The following is a 16,342-nucleotide window of genomic DNA, read 5'->3' as shown; positions in this document are numbered from 1 at the left end:
AAAACATTTACAAATTTGCATCCTCCTGGACCGGAGATAAATAGCGCGCGCTGAATGCCTCCTGCGGCAAAGCGCAACCGAACAGATGGCCCTGGAGCACCTCGACGCCAGCGGTTTGCAACCAGCGGTACTGGGCGTCGCTCTCCACGCCTTCCGCCACGATACGCAGCGACAGGCCGCGCGCAAGCTGGATCATCGCCGGCACCATGCTGACATCCTCCGGCAGCATATCGATGAATACCTTATCGATTTTCAGAATATCCACCGGCAGGGCCTTCATCTGCTGCAGCTGGTGCAACCCGGCATAACCCATGCCAAAGTCATCCAGCGCAATCTGCACCCCGGCCTCGCGCAGCGGTCGCAACCGCGCCATCACATCCTGCGGATCGTCCATCCGGCAGCTCTCCGTCACCTCGAGGATGAGGGTGCCAGGGGCGATGCGGTAGCGGGCGATCAGCTTCAGCATCTCCTCACCACGATCGTGTTCCAGCAGCTGGAGCAGGGAAACATTAACCGACAGCGGCAGCATAATCCCCTGGCTTTGCCAGGCCGCCAGCTGGCGACAGGCCTCTTCCATCACCCAGTAGCCGACCGGGATAATCAGCCCACAGGACTCAATACGCTCAATCAGCGACGGCGGTAGCGACCAGCTGCCATCCGCCTGCCGCTGGCGCAGCAGCACCTCGGCGCCGCAGATCTCGCCGCTGGCGCAGGCCACCTGCGGTTGCAGCCAGATAGCGAACTGCTGGTTGTCGAGGGCAGTCATAATGTCGTGCTCTTCCATCAGGCGACGCTGAGCCTTTTCCATCTGCTCGGGATCGAAGAACTCGATCTGGTTTTTGCCTTTACGTCGTGCGGTGACGGCGGCTGACACCGCGCGACGGTAAAACTGTTCGGCACTGAGCCCGGCGTGGAACATGGCGATCCCGACGCTGGCGTAGGGGCGCAGCTGCAGACCATGCAGCGGCAAACGCTCATTAATAATAGTGAGCACTTGCTTACTTAACGTCACCGCCTGCCACGGTTCGGCAAGGCCATCGGCAAGAATCGCGAAGTCATACCCGCTCACCTGAGCCAGCACCATTTGTGGCGGAATGGCGGCCCGCAGCTTCTCCACCAGCGTCAGGAGCAGCATTTCGCGCTGGCTCTCCTTGAGGACGCCGGCGGCGTCCTGCAGGGTTTCGCAGGCGACGACGATCAGCGCGGCGCTCTGCGGGCGGGCCACCGTCTGCTCCAGCATCGCCAGCAAAAAGGCTTTATTCGGCAGCTCGGAGACCGGGAAGCGGGTCGACTGGATGGACAGCTCATCATGCTGGCGCACCAGGCTCTGCTGGTTGCGGTTATAGCTGCGCACCAGCATGCCGATCTCGTCGTCATGGTGCAGGCGCGGGAGCGTTAGCTGATGGCCGAGACGCTCCTGCTGAGAGAGATCGTTCAGCTCACGGGCGATACGCCGCAACGGGCGCACCATCAGCCGGTTGATACACCAGGTCAGCGCCACCGTCAGCATTAACACCAAAAGTAAGTAAGCCGTCACTAACGTAGCAAGGGCGCTCATGACAAACTTATACATGCGATAGGAGTCGGCCTGCAGCACCAGATAGGCCAGCGGCTGCGGGTTGGCTGGCCGCTCCAGTGAATAAATAGGTAACGAAATCTGTACCGGCAGCTCAAACAGCCGGGTGACGGTCACCGGCACCGGCCGCTCGGGGATAAATCGCATCCGCAGCGCCTGGAACTGGTTCGGCAATACCACATCCGCCCGGCTGACGATGCCAGCAGGCTGGATACGGCTCAAAATGGCTTCCGCTTCCGGAATATCGGCTTTCAGAATAGCCGCAGATAACGGTTCGCGAACGGATCGCGCGATACTTTCTAACTGCGTGGCCGTGGTAAAGCGACTCTGTTGCACAAAGTGAAACAGCAAAATAGTGCAAAAAACCAATACAAATGCCATGGACACGCTCGCGACCATCGCCATCTGTTTGATTGTAAGTGAACGGCTGACGCGCAACGGTGTTCTCCACTGATACTGAATGCATACCCGGCATCAATCCTTCAATCCCGGTCGTTTCAGGCTGATTATATACTTAAATCCTTCGCCCACGCCCGCGAGGGATGAAGTGGCGGGATACTTCCGCGCGCTAGCGCAGACGCCGGGGAAGCCTCCCCGGCGGCCGGCGGTGGGCAATGACACACGAGTATACGCGAAGCGCGCCGTGGAGTGGCGCTCTGTGACGTAATTCAGCCTATTCTGCTACCAGTCGGCGTAGGGCACCAGCGGCTGGGGCGGCATTTCCAGATCCCCCTGCCAACCGGCCGCCGAGTAGCGGACGTAAAGCAGCGCATGGCTCGGGGTATAATCCTTCGCCTGCTGAATATCGACCGCGGCGCCGACGAACCAGTTGCTGGTCACCCGCCGCTCCACCAGCGCTCTGGCGGTGTAACCAAATCCCTGGCTGCTGCTTCCCTGCTCCGTCAGCTCGCTGGCGCGCTGGCGGTAGTCGGACGGGATCAGGTTCAGCAGCGGATAGCGGGCTTGCGTCTGGGTGCGCGAATGGGACCATGACACCGACCCGCCGAGCTCCCAGGACCAGTTCTCGGTACGCTGACGCCAGGTCACCGGCACGGCGAATGAGAGATATTCCTGCGGGCTGTAGTAGCCGCCCTGGCCGAGGGTGTAGCCGCTGAGATCTTTGTCGTAGTGCCAGATCATATTGTTGAGGCCGACGGTGACGCGACGATTATTCTCGTTGATGACCTTGTAGTAGTACCCGGTCATCCAGCGCACGCGCCAGTTATCCGCCACGTTTTTACCGGTCAGCGAGTCGGCCCCCAGCGAGGACCAGATACCGTGTGCTTCGCCCCGGTCATAGCTGAGGCTCAGGCCGCCGCCGTCGGCGCGGACGCCGCCCCAGGTGGTGCCGGTATGGCTGCTGCTGTCTTTCTGCCCGCCAAAGGAGAGCAGCGAGCTGGAGATGGGGCGCCGGTGGACGTTGACTGTGTACCCCACCGGCCCGACATCGCTGCTGTAGCTCAGCCCCCCCACCACATCGACGACATTGAAGCCCATCGGCGTGGTGCCGATATCGCCGCTCCAGGTGTCATTCTTCCAGCCGACCGCCACGCTGGCCCCGCTGTCGGTCTGGTTTTTACTGCCGCTGGTACAGGCGATCTCCCCGCAGGTACCCCAGCTGGGCGAGTAGCTCCCGTCGCTGTGGGTGGAAAAGCTGCCGGCATCCATATTGACCAGATCGGTGCGGAAGAACATCCGGCCATCCGCCAGCGGAGCATCCACCTGCAGCATGGTGGTATGCGCCTTCAGGTCGGAATAGCCGCCGGTGCCGCTGGAACCCCAGAAATCGTGTTCCAGGGTGACGTTCAGATCCTGCTGGCGATAAAGGTCGGCGGCATCGCTGCGGATCCCGCGCTTCAGCCAGTCATCCCGGCTGTCGTTGCGCGTCAGCCGCGTAAAGGTATCGTTGTCCTGCGGCTGCGCGGGGGTGATCCCGGAGGCCACCATCGCCTCCCGGTAGTGCGTCAGCGCCTGCTGCGGTGCCCCGGTCTGGGTGGCAAAGCGCGCGGCATCGCGCAGCACCAGCGCGCTCTCCATAGAGGGCGGCTGCGCCTTCGCCTGCGGCACAATCTGGTTAAAAATCTGTTGGGCATCCGCGGTATCGCCAAGGCCGGCTCGCGCCAGGGCGACCCGACGCTGCATATTCATGGATTCGGTCTCTGCGCCTTTCAGCTGCATGACCTGCGCCCGGGCGGCCTGTTTATCGCCCTCGGCCAGGTAGACTTCCGCAAGGCCGAGGCGCGCATCGCCGTTATCGGCCTCCTGGCGCAGCACCCGCTGATAGTCGGCAATCGCCGTCTGGCTGTCGCCGCGCTGCTGCGCCCAGTCGGCCAGCGTCAGGTCATAACGCACCGAAGCGGGCTGCTGTTGGATAAGGGCGATCGCCTGCGCTTCGTCACCGCTGTCGCGCAGCTGGTTGGCCTGGCGCAGCACCCGGTCGCTTTGCAGACGCGCCTCAAGTTCACGAATGTTATCCGTCCACGCGCTGCGCGGCAGAGCGGCGATTTGCGCCAGGGCCAGATCGTCCTGGTCGTTCCCCGACAGGTAGAGCCCCGAGGCGTAGACCCGTTCAGCGTCCTGCGGCTGGCGGTTGACCATCGCCCGCATCAGCGCGTCGGCCTCCTGGCGTTCACCGGCGCTCACCAGATCGCGCGCCAGACGGTAGGTTATCCACACGCTGTCCGGATCCAGCGCCAGGCGCCGACGCTGGACTTCCGCCGCCTGCGCCCAGTTGCCCTGACTTTCCAGGGCCTGCGCCTGTTTCTCCAGCCGGTCGTTGGTCAGACTGCGCTCAATATCATCGATGCTCCGCCGCTGAGCGGGAGGGAGGCCGGCGATCCAGGCGCTGGCTTTCTCCGGCGATTCGGCGCGATAGAGGTTGGCCAGACCGCGCACCGCCAGATTATTACCGCGATCCAGGCGCAACGCCTGCTGGTAATAGCGCTCCGCCGCCGCCGCCTCTTTGCGCGCCGCCGCGACGTCCCCCAGCCCCAGCACGGCATAGCTGTCGGTGCGATCGACCCGCTGCGCCTGGGCATAATAGTTCTGCGCCTGCGAAAGCTGGCCGGCCTTCAGGGCGTTATCCCCCTGCTTGATCAGTAGCCAGTAACGGTTGGTTTGCAGCAGGCTGTCCCATTTGCCGCGGTTCGGGCTGTCGGGGTCCATGGCAATCGCTTTATTGAGCTGCGACACAGCGCGCGCGCGGTCACCGCGCTGGGAATAGGCCTGGCCGAGGGCACCCACCGCATCGCTGTCGCGGCTGTCGGCCTGAACGGCTTTCTGCAGATCCGCGACCGCCTGCGAGGCATTCCCGGACTTGACCGCCGCCAGCCCTTCCGAGCGGGCGCGGAAGGTCGGATCCTGCAGCTGCGCCTGCTGCTGGTCGAGCAGAACGCGAGCGTTGGCCGCCACCGAGCCGGTGGGAAACTGCAGGAGAAATTGCTGCAACGCCTGCACGCTGGCCTTGCTCACCGGCATGCTTTTCACCTCACTGAACCACATATCGGCGGCGATGCCGCGTCCTGAGGCCGAGCGGGCCATCTCCGCCAGATAGGCGAACCCTTCCTGCGGCTTGTTATCGGCAAACATCTGCTTCGCCAGCGAAGTCAGCAGGCTGACGTTGCCCGGCGTGCTGGCGTTCAGTTTTTTCAACTGGCTGACGCCTTCGCTATGGCGGGCCGGCAGGCGCGCCACCAGCGTCCAGTATTCAATGGCGACGTCAACGTCATCCGGCACGCCGCCGTACAGTTTTTCATAGGCGGCGATGGCTTCATCGACCTTCCCGGCCACGCCCAGCAGTCGCGCCTGCTGCAGCGCCTGCCGGCCCTCGCCGGTGTTGCTTTTCATCTCATTGCGCGATGCTTTCAGTTCCGGGGAGTCCGGCGCCAGCTTCGTTAGCCGTTCCAGCTCTTTTTGCGCCCCGGCGGCATCCCCCTGACGCAGCAGGTAGCGCATCCGCGCGGCAATCAGGTCCGGGTTGTTAGGGTCAATCAGCTCCAGGCGGTACAGCGACTGGCGCACCAGGTCTTCACGATTACTGGCCTCGCCAAGGCGGACCTGCTCCAGCAGATGCTCCTGGGCAGGCGTCGTCGCCGCCTGCGCTAACGGCAGCAGCGCAACGCCGAGGGACAACGTGAGTAAACTTAGTGAGAGCTTGCGCATTCCTGGTTCCAGTCAGGTTGTAATTCGCCACCCGCGGTGAAACGAAAACGGTGTTGATCCCACCCCTGGCCGAACAGCGTCAGGACCGCGCTATAGTAGGCATCCGCGCCGGGATAGTTATCGGCGACGCGCTGGCGTTGCACCGACCGGGCCTCGTCGTCCTGTAAAAACGGTAGCATCACCGCGGAGAAGCCCACGGGTCCCTGGCCGCTGGTCTTGCCGGTGGCAATATTCACTTTCTCCGGGGGCACCCCCTGCTCCGTAGTCTGCGCCGCCATCGGCGCAAAGCGTTGCAACAGGCGCGCTTTCTGCTTATCGCCATCATGGAGCATGCCCACCCACAGGTAGACGCGAATCGCGTCATAGCTGCCGATCAGCGGCTTTTCGGTTTTCAGCTGCCAGCCTTTCCCTTTCTCATAGCGCACCCAGTCCGGGGTAAAGCCTTTCGGCGCGGTCTCCAGCAGTAGGCGCAGATTGCTGTCGCGCAGGGCAGGCCACGGCGCGCCAAAACGCACAAAGTAGGTGGCCAGCTGCGGTGGAAGATAGCTGGGGTTAAACCGCCAGCCGCTGTCATCGGCAAAACCGACTTTTCCCGGCAGCAGCATCGTGCCGAGGCCCGGCACCGCCACTGTCTCTTCATCGACAATCCGCGCCAGCAGCGCTTTTCCGGTCTCGGTATACTGCGGCTGCTGCCACAGGCGGCCCGCCTCCAGCAGCGCCCAGGCTATCCACAGATCCGAGTCGGATGCCGAGTTGCTGTCCAGCAGGGTCCACTGCTTGTCGTCCTTTTTCCCCCACAGCCAGCCCGGCAGATGTTGTCGCAGGTCACCTTCCGCCAGGTTGTTCTGCGTCCAGGTCAGCAGTTTGTCGAACCCTGCGCGATCGTTGGCTGCCAGGGCGAAGAACAGGCCATAGCTCTGTCCTTCTGAGGTGGAGATTTTGCGCGCATCGCTGGGGTCAATCACCCGACCCTCCGGGCTGACGTACGCTTTTTTAAACTGCTCCCAGGCGGGCCACTGGCAGGCGGCGCCCACCGGGGCCGCCGCCAGCAGCAGCGCGGAGAGCACCGCGCCACAAAGTACTTTCATCATGATTTATTCATCATCCAGGCTAAGACGGCGGCGGCTGATGATACGCAGCATGCGCCACAGCACCCACGCCAGCAGCACGATACTGATGGCGGCGAAGATCGCCAGCAGGATCGGGTGGTTAGAGAGCGCGAACCAGATACGCTCGAACCAGGGCAGATGGCCGACATAGTAAACGTCGCCCACTCGCAGGCTGTTGACGCCGGACTCACGGATCACTGCCACCGACCCAAACATTGCTGCCCGCTTACCGCTGTCGTTGAGGGCGTTGGTCAGCAGTTCATTACCGCGGGGGCTGTCGGCCAGCAGGGCCACCACGCTGCGCTGATCGTTATACGGCGACTGGAAGCCAATCACCGCCGCCATCGGTCCGGTGGAGGTAATGTCGGTACGCGTGTTGGGCGTGCGGGCCTCATCGTCGGGATAAATGCTCGCCAGGTCATAGTGGCGCATCGGCATTTTCACCCAGCTTTTGGTCGCCTCGACCAACAGGTTGATTTTGGTGTCGTCCTTGAGGGCCGACGGGATCGCGCCGATCAGCAGCAGATCCGCGTCTTTATCCTTGATCTGGGTGCCATCGTCGGTCATCTGCAGATTAATCGCCGCCAGACCGGTCTGCGAACCGATGCCGCCCAGCGCCTGCAGCAGCGTCGCCACCTGACCCTGGGTCGGCGCCTTCGGCACCACCACCAGCGTGTCGGCGAGATCCGCCATACGGCTATATGGGAAGCCCGCGTTGGCGAAGACGCGCAGGTCCGGCAGGGCGATAAAGTGATAATACTTTGAGAAGTCGATGGTCGAATCGTCACCGATCACCACATGATTCTGCACCGGCTGGAAGGTAATACAGTTGTCGATGGAGCCGCCCGGCATCGGGTTCATGTACTGGAAGTCAAAGCGCAGCTGGTTGACCGCCCCGAGACGCAGCGCGGGGATGGTGACCTCTGATTTGCCGTCCAGCAGCCCCTGCAGCACCGGCAGACGCAGGATCAGTTTATTCACGTCCTGAGCACTGTTCAGGCTGAATGACTGCAGGAACTGGTCGTTGAGGCTGATATCCATCCGCGAGCTGTCCTTCACCGGCGGCATGGTGTAGCGATATTTCAGATCCATATCGATGCCGTTGGCCCGCAGCAGATAGAGATCCGGCGGCAGGTTAAGCGCCACGGTGATGGCATCCGGCACCAGACCGCTGGACTGCAGCTGTTGCTCATAGGTTTTCAGCTCAGCAAAGGTGACCGAGCGGTCGGTGCGCACCCAGTTCGGCGCGTCGTAAGGCTGACGCGGCTGCAGGGTTTTGATGCCGTCCACGGTGACGCTGCTGCCGCGGAATAAAATATTGCCCTGGGCAATCCCCTTCGCCGCCAGCAGCAGGTCGTTATCATCGCGGCCGAAAATTACCAGCAGCTTGACGTAAGGATCGTTCGGGTTGTCGATCATTTCGATGGTCGGCGCCTTGACCGGCGGATGATCGCGCAGGAAGTCTGGGCGCTTGTCGTTGGTGGCGAAGACGATGGCGTTACGATCCGGCAGTTCGTTGAAATAGACCGGGAACTGCTGGCCGCGCCAGCCGGCCTTGCTGCCGAACCAGGAGGCGACAATCGCCGCCGCCTGCTGCTGGGCCACCGCTGGCGAGCCCGGGAAAATCATCGGTAGCGTCAGCGGGCGGTTATCGCGCGGATCGTAGAACGGCACCGGGAAGTGCGACAGATCGTTACGCACCTTCAGCGACTGATAGGTGAGATCCAGATAGCTTTCGCGCCCAACGTCCAGCCACAGCGTGCTGCTGGCCGGGTTTTCACAGACGTCGCGGTAGTGGCCGACAAACTCCAGCCGTACGCGGTTGAAGTCGGTGATGTACAGCGGGTCAATCGGCAACTGCGCGCGGATCTTTTTCCCCAGCTGCTCTTTGGTCACGGGCAGGACGCCCATCAGCTCATCGTTGAGATAGACTTTCAGCTGCGACTGCACGGGCAGCAGCGAGGGCGATGGGGTGTATTCCAGATTGAGCAGCGCGTTGGCGACCAGCTCATCGCTGCGCATGCCGAATTCGACCGACGCGTCAGGCCGTGAGCCGCGCAGCACGATGCTGCCGGGCGGCGGCGCGATGGTGGCAAAAGTCAGCTTCACCTCCCGCTGCGGGACGTTCTCGGCCACCGCCGCCGGGGCGGTCGGTTCGGCAAGGGCCGCCGTTGGCTCGCCCACCACGATCGGCGCGCCCGGGGTCGCTACCTGCGGCTGAACGCCAGGGGCGGCGTTCGCCACGACGGCCGGCGCCGCATAAGAGGCCAGCGGATACCAGCTGCACATGCCCACCGCTACTGCACACATCCAGGAAAGTTTTCTTTTCATCGCATTATCATCATTGTTGAGCCATTGCCGGGTCTGCGGAGAGCGTCGGCGCGGCGCGTTCAGGGCGTCGGGGTACAAACGACACTATCCAGGCCACCAGCGAAGTGAGCGCGCGGAAAACCACCTTCACCGACGGCGGCGAAAACTCCGCCAGGTGACGATAGCCACGGAAGCCCAGCTTGAGGATATCCAGCAGGCTTTCCATCGGCTTGTCTTCCGGGAAGCTATCCTGCCAAAGCGCCCACGTATCAGCGCGGGCAAACGTACACTGCACAAAATCGATATGCTGTTGGTTGGTCAACGGCAGTAGCTGGAGCCCCACCTCGCTGCCGTTGACCCGCGCGACCCTTACCGGGAAGGCATATTCCTGCTGTCCTCGTTTGAGCAACAGCCGGGCGTTCTGGCCTTCCAGCACCTGCGCGTCGCCGTGAATTTTGATCCCCAGCCCGCCGTCGGAATAGTCGTGAACCGTGCAGGAGAACAGATGGCCATCTTCGCGGGCAATCGCCGCCGGCATGCTCATTTCGACACGATGCGAACGGCGAACCTGCTTGCTTTCGACCGAGACCGCCACCGCGCCGCCAAGAATAATCAGGTTGTAGAACACCCAGACAATACTCACCCAGACGGTGAGAATTTCGTTTTCCGGGCCATACATAAATCGCCAGATCCCCACCGCGACGCCGACCAGATTGAGCAGTACAAGGTAGATATAGGGCCGGGAGATCACCCAGTCGACATACTCTTCTTCCACCAGCCCGCCCTTCGCGGTGACGTTGAACTTACCTTTATGCGGGTTAATCAGCGCCACAAAGGTGGGCGGCGCGATATACCAGGCCAGCACCGTCTCGTAGATTTCACTCCAGAACGAATGGCGGTATTTGCCCTGAATCTTCGAGTTGGTCAGGCTGGCGTGGATCATGTGCGGCAGCACGAACAGCGCGATCATCAGCGCAGGCGCATAAATGATATAGGCATGGAGCAGCAAAAAGGCCAGCGGCGCCGTGAGGAAGATGAGGCGCGGAATACCGGAGAGGAAGTGGAGCATGGCGTTGGCGTAGCAGACGCGCTGCGCCAGCTTCAGGCCTTTGCCAAACAGCGGGTTATCGAGACGGAAAATCTGCACCATCCCGCGCGCCCAGCGGATGCGCTGGCCGATATGCGCGGATAAACTCTCCGTCGCCAGCCCCGCCGCCTGCGGGATCCGCATATAGGCTGAGGTGTGTCCCCGCCGGTGCAGTCGCAGGGAGGTATGAGCATCTTCGGTTACCGTTTCGACGGCTATCCCGCCAATCTCATCCAGCGGGCCGCGACGGATAACGGCGCAGGAGCCGCAGAAGAAGGTGGCGTCCCACATGTCGTTCCCGTCCTGCACCAGGCCGTAGAACAGCGTCCCTTCGTTCGGCGTTTTGCGAAAGCGGCCAAGGTTGCGCTCAAAGGGATCGGGCGAGAAGAAGTGGTGCGGGGTCTGCATCATCGCCAGCTCTTTCTCTTTCAGGAACCAGCCCATGGTCATCTGCAGAAACGAGCGCGTCGGCACATGGTCGCAGTCAAAGATCGAGACGAACTCCCCTTTAGCGTATTTCAGCGCATTGTTGATGTTACCGGCCTTGGCGTGCTCGTGGCTGGTACGGGCGATATAGTGCACCCCGACATCTTTGGCAAACTGGCGAAACGCTTCCCGTCCGCCATCGTCGAGGATCCAGATGTTCAGCTTATCCTTCGGCCAGTCGATGCCCTGTGAGGCGTAAATGGTGTTTTTCACCACGTTGAGATCTTCGTTGTAGGTAGGGACGAAGATGTCCACAGTTGGCCACAGATCCATGTCCTCCGGTAGCGGCACCGGCTGGCGGTTCAGCGGCCAGACCACCTGGAAGTAGCCCAGCACCAGCACCACCCAGGCGTAGGTCTCTGCGAACAGCAGAATGATCCCGCACACCAGGCTTACCGGGTCGTTCCAGTTCAGCGTCGAGGTATAGCGCCACCAGATATAGCGGCACGACACCGTCAGCGACAGCACGATAAGCATTAGCGCCGAGAAACGCCCCGGGATGCGGCGCACCAGCAGCGCCACGCCCCACAGCAGCATCAGGAAGATAAACTGCGACAACGGGTTAAAGGGCTGCGTAATACACATTAGCGCCAGCACCAGCGAGCAGAAGGTCACCCCCCCAAGGATCGCCCGGCGCAGCTTCGGATTAAGGTGCGCCAGCTCTTTCTGTTTATCCAGATGGCCGGTGCGGGCGTTCACCTGTTCAGGCAGTTTCTCCAGCCATTGCGTATAGCGACCATGCACCCCTTCCAGAGCCGCCAGCGAGCGCCAGTTGACCTTTTTTTCCGGCTCCGGCACGCGCGTCGCCAGCAGCCACAGGGATTGCAAAAGATAGCGCAGCGGGTCCAGCGGACGCGGGCGATGCGGATTAATATGGGGAAAATAGGTTTCATGGCGGGCCAGAATCGCCTGCCAGCGCGGAGTCTCCAGCGGCATCAGCGCCCAGACCAGCGACGCCCACAGACAGCCAAGCGACGCCGAGAGCCAGGAGGCCCCGTGCTGCCGATAGTCATCATAGCGCGCGCGCAGCCGTTCCCCTACCGGCGGAGCCAGCAGCAGCGTGCTAAGGCGGATCATCCCGCCCTCCCGCCGGTATAGTGGATCAGGCACCAGTTCGCCAGGGTCAGCACCTCTTCCGCCGCCAGAGAGTCCTGGCGATACTCGCCGAGAGGTTGTTTCGCCGCCAGGCACTCAGCCATCGCCTCGTCGCGGTGAATCGTCACCGGCAGGATGCGCGGCTGGCTCTCCAGCCACAGCTGATAGAGATCTTCCTGCAGCTGGCTGCCGACCCGCAGGTCGTTAATCAGAATGTCGCTGTTGGCCGGAAGGGGCTGCTGGTGTAGACGGATATGGCTATTGGCGTCGGGATGGACCACCACCAGCGTGCGATCGCACAGCGTCAGCAGCTCGCGGGTCAACGGCGAATAGCCGCTCGGCAGATCCAGCAGTAGCCAGCAGTACTGGCTCTGCAGCTGCTGCACAGCCTCCGCCATCACCCCCAGCGCGGGCTGCAGCTGGTCAGCATTTTCTCTTTCGCCGGCGCTGAGCTGGCCAAACGGCAGCAGATCGATATGTTGCGTATAGCGCAGTCCTGCGTCGCGCCAGTCCCGACCGTCGAGCAGCGCCCGCGCCCAGCCGTCCTGATGATGGACGTCGGTATTGAAAAAAAAGCGCAGCATATTATCCGGGCTGGCGTCGATCGCCAGCACCGTTTCACCGAGCAATTGCAGCGCCCAGGCGAGTGCAGCCGTAATGGACGTGACGCCAGTCCCCCCGCGCACGCCCTGTAATCCCAGAATAGCCATCTCCGGCTTCCTTATTTTTTCTCTGCAAACTCTGCCAGTAGCGGCCAGCGCTTCAGCGCCGCATTCAGCTGCTCGCGCCGGGAAATATCATGATAATCAATATCCGGCAGGGAAAATGCCCGGCTTAGCGCCAGAAAATCATTTTGAAAGGTGTACCCCAGCGTGGCGTCCGTGGGTACTGCAGGATCTTTTGCTGGCATATCTCTGTCCGTTCGAAATTTATTATTAAACCAGAGGACGAATACAGCGCATCCTTAAAAGCAGGTGTACATGCTAAAACTGATGACCTTTAATTTCAATGTTAGGTTTACTCTGCCGGTTTCGCTAGTAAACTTATCCAGTGTCAATCAGGGCGCACGAGGGATGCCGTGGATAGTGTATTTACTTTGGGTATTTCATCATTATGGGATGAAGTGTGCCATATGCCGGTCGGTGGGGTATGGTGGCTCAATGTTGACCGTTATGCCGATGCCGTCAGTCTGTTTAATCAGACGCTGGCCGCGCAGGCGAAAAACAGCAAGATCGCCGCGCTGGTAATGGGAAACAAACCTAATAATATCATTTCATTAGATAATGAAGGTGGCCCGGATAATATCGCGCTGTTCACCCTGCCGAATCGTCCGGAAGCACTTGAAGAAATACATCGTGATTTAGTCTGCTCCCTCGAACCTGGCAATTACTTGTTTATTCTGCTATGCGCTGAAAATACCTGGCAAAATATAAATAAGGATAAGCTATGCGCCTGGGTGGAAAAGACCAGCCGCTGGGCGCAATATCACCATTGCGCTTTCTTAGCGATCAATTCCGCCCAGGATATCGATCGGCAGCTCACCCCATTATTACGCGAGTACCGTTCCCTTTCCGGCCTGGCAAGTATTCGTTACCAGGGTGACCGACATCTCTTTGATATTGCCTGGTGGGGAAGCGAGAAAGGCATCAGCGCCCAGCAGCAACTGATGGTGCAACGCGATGATGCCGGCTGGCGGCTGGCGCAGGAGGCTGAAACCAGCGTTCAGCCACGTAGCGATGAGAAGGTGATCCTCAGCAATATGCGCGTGCTGGAAGGCGCCCCGCCGCTGTCGGAATACTGGAGACTGTTTGATACTAACGACGACGTCTTCAACGCCGGGCGCACCGCACAAGCGGCCACGTTACTCTTTTCCATTACCCAGAATACGCAAATTGAACAGCTGGGACGCTATATTCATACCCTGCGTCGTCAGCGCGGTACGGCGCTGAAAATGATTGTCCGTGAACAAACGCCCAGCCTGCGCGCGACCGATGAACGCCTGCTGCTCAGCAGCGGCGCCAGTCTGGTGATCCCCAGCAGCGCGTCGCTCTCCCGCTGCCTGACGCTGATCGAAAGCGTGCAGAACCAAAAATTCTCCCGCCATATTCCAGAGGATTTCGCCACGCTGTTGACCTGGAGCCAGCCGTTAAAGCTGCGCGGCTACCAGAAGTGGGATGCCTTCTGCGAAGCGGTACAGAACGTGATGGCCAATACCCTGCTGCCCGCCGACAGCAAAGGCGTGATGGTGGCCCTGCGCCCGGCGCCGGGACTGCGCGTTGAGCAGGCGCTGACGTTATGCAAACCCAACCGGATGGGCGATATCATGACTATCGGCAATAACCGGCTGGTGCTGTTTTTGTCGTTTTGCCGGATCAATGACCTCGATACCGCGCTAAACCACATTTTCCCGCTGCCGACCGGCGATATTTTTTCTAACCGCATGGTGTGGTTTGAAGACAAGCAGATCCTCTCGGAAATCGTGATCATGCGCGGCGTCGAGCCCGCGCACTGGAACACGCCGCTGCCCTTGTCGATAGATAAAAACGAAACCATCAACGCCACCCACGATGGACGCCACTGGCGACGCTACCCCGAACCACACCGGTTAACCACCCGTGAGGAACAAGCCTGATGATGTCTATCGCCGATATTCTGCAATTGGTGGTGCTCTGCGCCCTGCTGTTTTTTCCGCTGGGCTACCTGACGCGCCACTACCAGCGCCGTATTCGCACGACGTTAAGATTGATGTTCTTTAAACCCCGTTACGTGAAACCGGCGGGCGTATTACGCCGGGGAACAACGGTTAAGCAAGGCAAAGCGAACAAATGACAAATACTAAACCGACCGCGACACCGCTTCCGCTCTGGCAGTACTGGCGCGGACTTGGCGGCTGGAACTTCTACTTTCTGGTCAAGTTTGCCCTGCTGTGGGCCGGGTATCTCAATTTCCACCCGATGTTGAATCTGGTGTTTCTCGCCTTTCTGCTGGTGCCGATCCCGCGCGAAAAACTGCACCGTATCCGCCACTGGATCGCTATTCCGCTCGGCTTCGCGCTATTCTGGCACGATACCTGGCTGCCCGGTCCGGAGACGCTTTTTAGTCAGGGCTCGCAAATCGCCGGCTTCAGCGCCAGCTATGTCTGGGATCTGATCGTCCGCTTTATCAACTGGAGCATGGTCGGCGCCTTCTTTGTTTTACTGGTGCTGTGGCTATTTATCAGCCAGTGGCTGCGCGTCACTGTGTTTGTCTCCGCGATCATCGTCTGGCTGGCGGTCAGCCCGCTGCTGCCGGCCTTTACCCTGTGGCCCGCCGGTCAGCCGACCACGGCCGCCGCCACGACCGCGCCGGCCAATACCGGGGCCAACGCCGCCGCTGGCGCCGCGACCAGCCCCGCCAGCAGCGATATTCCGCCGCAGACTGAGCCGCCGACATCGGCCAATCTCACCAACTGGCTGAACGGTTTCTATGCCGCCGAGCAGAAGCGCAAGACGCCGTTCCCGGACCAGCTGCCGGCGGATGCGCAGCCGTTTGACCTGCTGGTGATCAATATCTGCTCGCTCTCCTGGTCGGATATTGAAGCCGCCGGGCTGATGGATCATCCGCTGTGGAAGCATTTCGATATTGTCTTCAAGAACTTTAACTCCGCGACCTCCTACAGCGGCCCGGCGGCGGTGCGCCTGCTGCGCGCCAGCTGCGGCCAGTTGTCGCATACCAACCTGTATCAGCCGTCCGGCGCCGATTGCTACCTGTTTGAAAATCTGGCGAAACTCGGCTTTAACCAGCAGCTGATGCTCGGCCATAACGGTCTGTTCGGCGACTTCCTGAAAGAGCTGCGTTCGCTGGGCGGCATGCAGAGCCCCCTGATGGACCAGACCGGATTGCCGGTCAGCCTGCAGGCGTTTGACGGCTCGCCGGTGTATGAGGATCTCGCGGTCCTCAACCGCTGGCTGAAGACCGAAGAGGCCAGCGGCAATCCGCGGAGCGCCACCTTCTATAACACCCTGCCGCTGCATGACGGCAACCACTTCCCGGGGCAAAGCAAAACCGCAGACTACAAAGTGCGGGCGCAAAAGCTGTTTGATGACCTGGATAACTTCTTCACCGAGCTTGAGAAATCGGGGCGGAAAGTGATGGTGGTGGTGGTACCGGAACACGGTGGCGCGCTGAAGGGCGATAAGATGCAGGTCTCTGGCCTGCGGGATATCCCGAGCCCGTCGATCACGAACGTCCCGACGGCGGTGAAATTCTTCGGTATGAAGGCGCCGCATGAAGGGGCGCCGATTATCATCGATCAGCCCAGCAGCTATCTGGCGGTGTCGGAGCTGGTGGTGCGCGCCCTCGACGGCAAAATGTTCAGCGAGGACAGCGTCAACTGGCAACAGTATGTCGCGAACCTGCCGCAGAGCGCGGCGGTGTCCGAAAACGCCAACGCCATCGTCATCCAGTATCAGGGCAAGCCTTATGTCCAGCTGAATGGCGGTAGCTGGGTGCCTTATCCACAATAAGTGAAAAGGCCGC

The 16,342-nt window shown here is 61.0% G+C and carries 10 protein-coding genes; 3 read left to right on the top strand and 7 right to left on the bottom strand.

Annotated features, from left to right (window positions below):
* Positions 1-7 precede the first annotated feature (7 nt).
* The 7 genes from hmsP to bcsR all read right to left on the bottom strand — a co-directional run bounded on the left by hmsP (position 8) and on the right by bcsR (position 12,734).
* Entirely contained in the window at positions 8-2,014 is a 2,007-nt protein-coding gene (gene hmsP / locus CWM61_RS07420; protein ID WP_206053090.1) for a biofilm formation regulator HmsP, read from the bottom strand.
* A gap of 243 nt (positions 2,015-2,257) precedes the next feature.
* A complete protein-coding gene (gene bcsC, locus CWM61_RS07415; protein ID WP_100631005.1) occupies positions 2,258-5,737 on the bottom strand; it encodes a cellulose synthase complex outer membrane protein BcsC in 3,480 nt (1,159 codons plus the stop codon).
* The gene (gene bcsZ, locus CWM61_RS07410; protein WP_100631004.1) at positions 5,719-6,828 is read right to left on the bottom strand and encodes a cellulose synthase complex periplasmic endoglucanase BcsZ; all 1,110 of its coding nucleotides are present in this window, start codon (positions 6,826-6,828) and stop codon (positions 5,719-5,721) included. Before bcsZ ends, bcsC begins: the two co-directional genes overlap by 19 nt.
* Before the next feature lie 3 nt (positions 6,829-6,831).
* Positions 6,832-9,177 carry a cellulose biosynthesis cyclic di-GMP-binding regulatory protein BcsB gene (gene bcsB / locus CWM61_RS07405; RefSeq protein ID WP_100631048.1) on the bottom strand — a complete coding sequence of 782 codons (2,346 nt, stop codon included), beginning with the start codon at positions 9,175-9,177 and terminating at the stop codon, positions 6,832-6,834.
* A 10-nt stretch (positions 9,178-9,187) separates the two neighbouring features.
* Complete coding sequence (gene bcsA / locus CWM61_RS07400) at positions 9,188-11,806, bottom strand: UDP-forming cellulose synthase catalytic subunit (RefSeq protein WP_043874980.1); 2,619 nt, start codon at positions 11,804-11,806, stop codon at positions 9,188-9,190.
* Positions 11,803-12,534, bottom strand: a complete 732-nt coding sequence (gene bcsQ / locus CWM61_RS07395; protein ID WP_100631003.1) for a cellulose biosynthesis protein BcsQ — start codon at positions 12,532-12,534, stop codon at positions 11,803-11,805. The genes bcsA and bcsQ overlap by 4 nt, the downstream gene beginning before the upstream one ends.
* A gap of 11 nt (positions 12,535-12,545) precedes the next feature.
* A complete protein-coding gene (gene bcsR / locus CWM61_RS07390) occupies positions 12,546-12,734 on the bottom strand; it encodes a cellulose biosynthesis protein BcsR (protein ID WP_002921513.1) in 189 nt (62 codons plus the stop codon).
* A gap of 168 nt (positions 12,735-12,902) precedes the next feature.
* Here bcsR and bcsE point away from each other — a divergent pair, with 168 nt between their 5' ends.
* From bcsE to bcsG, 3 genes are read left to right on the top strand one after another with little or no spacing between them, the layout of a single operon-like run.
* A complete protein-coding gene (bcsE, locus tag CWM61_RS07385; RefSeq protein WP_100631002.1) occupies positions 12,903-14,456 on the top strand; it encodes a cellulose biosynthesis protein BcsE in 1,554 nt (517 codons plus the stop codon).
* Positions 14,456-14,653 carry a cellulose biosynthesis protein BcsF gene (bcsF, locus tag CWM61_RS07380; protein ID WP_004204976.1) on the top strand — a complete coding sequence of 66 codons (198 nt, stop codon included), beginning with the start codon at positions 14,456-14,458 and terminating at the stop codon, positions 14,651-14,653. Before bcsE ends, bcsF begins: the two co-directional genes overlap by 1 nt.
* Positions 14,650-16,329, top strand: coding sequence for a cellulose biosynthesis protein BcsG (gene bcsG / locus CWM61_RS07375; RefSeq protein WP_074386996.1), 1,680 nt, complete (start codon positions 14,650-14,652; stop codon positions 16,327-16,329). Before bcsF ends, bcsG begins: the two co-directional genes overlap by 4 nt.
* The last annotated feature ends 13 nt before the right edge of the window (positions 16,330-16,342 follow it).

Origin of the sequence: Klebsiella sp. K-Nf6, from assembly GCF_002806655.1 — a bacterium.
Classification (GTDB): domain Bacteria; phylum Pseudomonadota; class Gammaproteobacteria; order Enterobacterales; family Enterobacteriaceae; genus Klebsiella; species Klebsiella variicola.
This window is presented reverse-complemented; position numbering and strand designations above follow the sequence as displayed.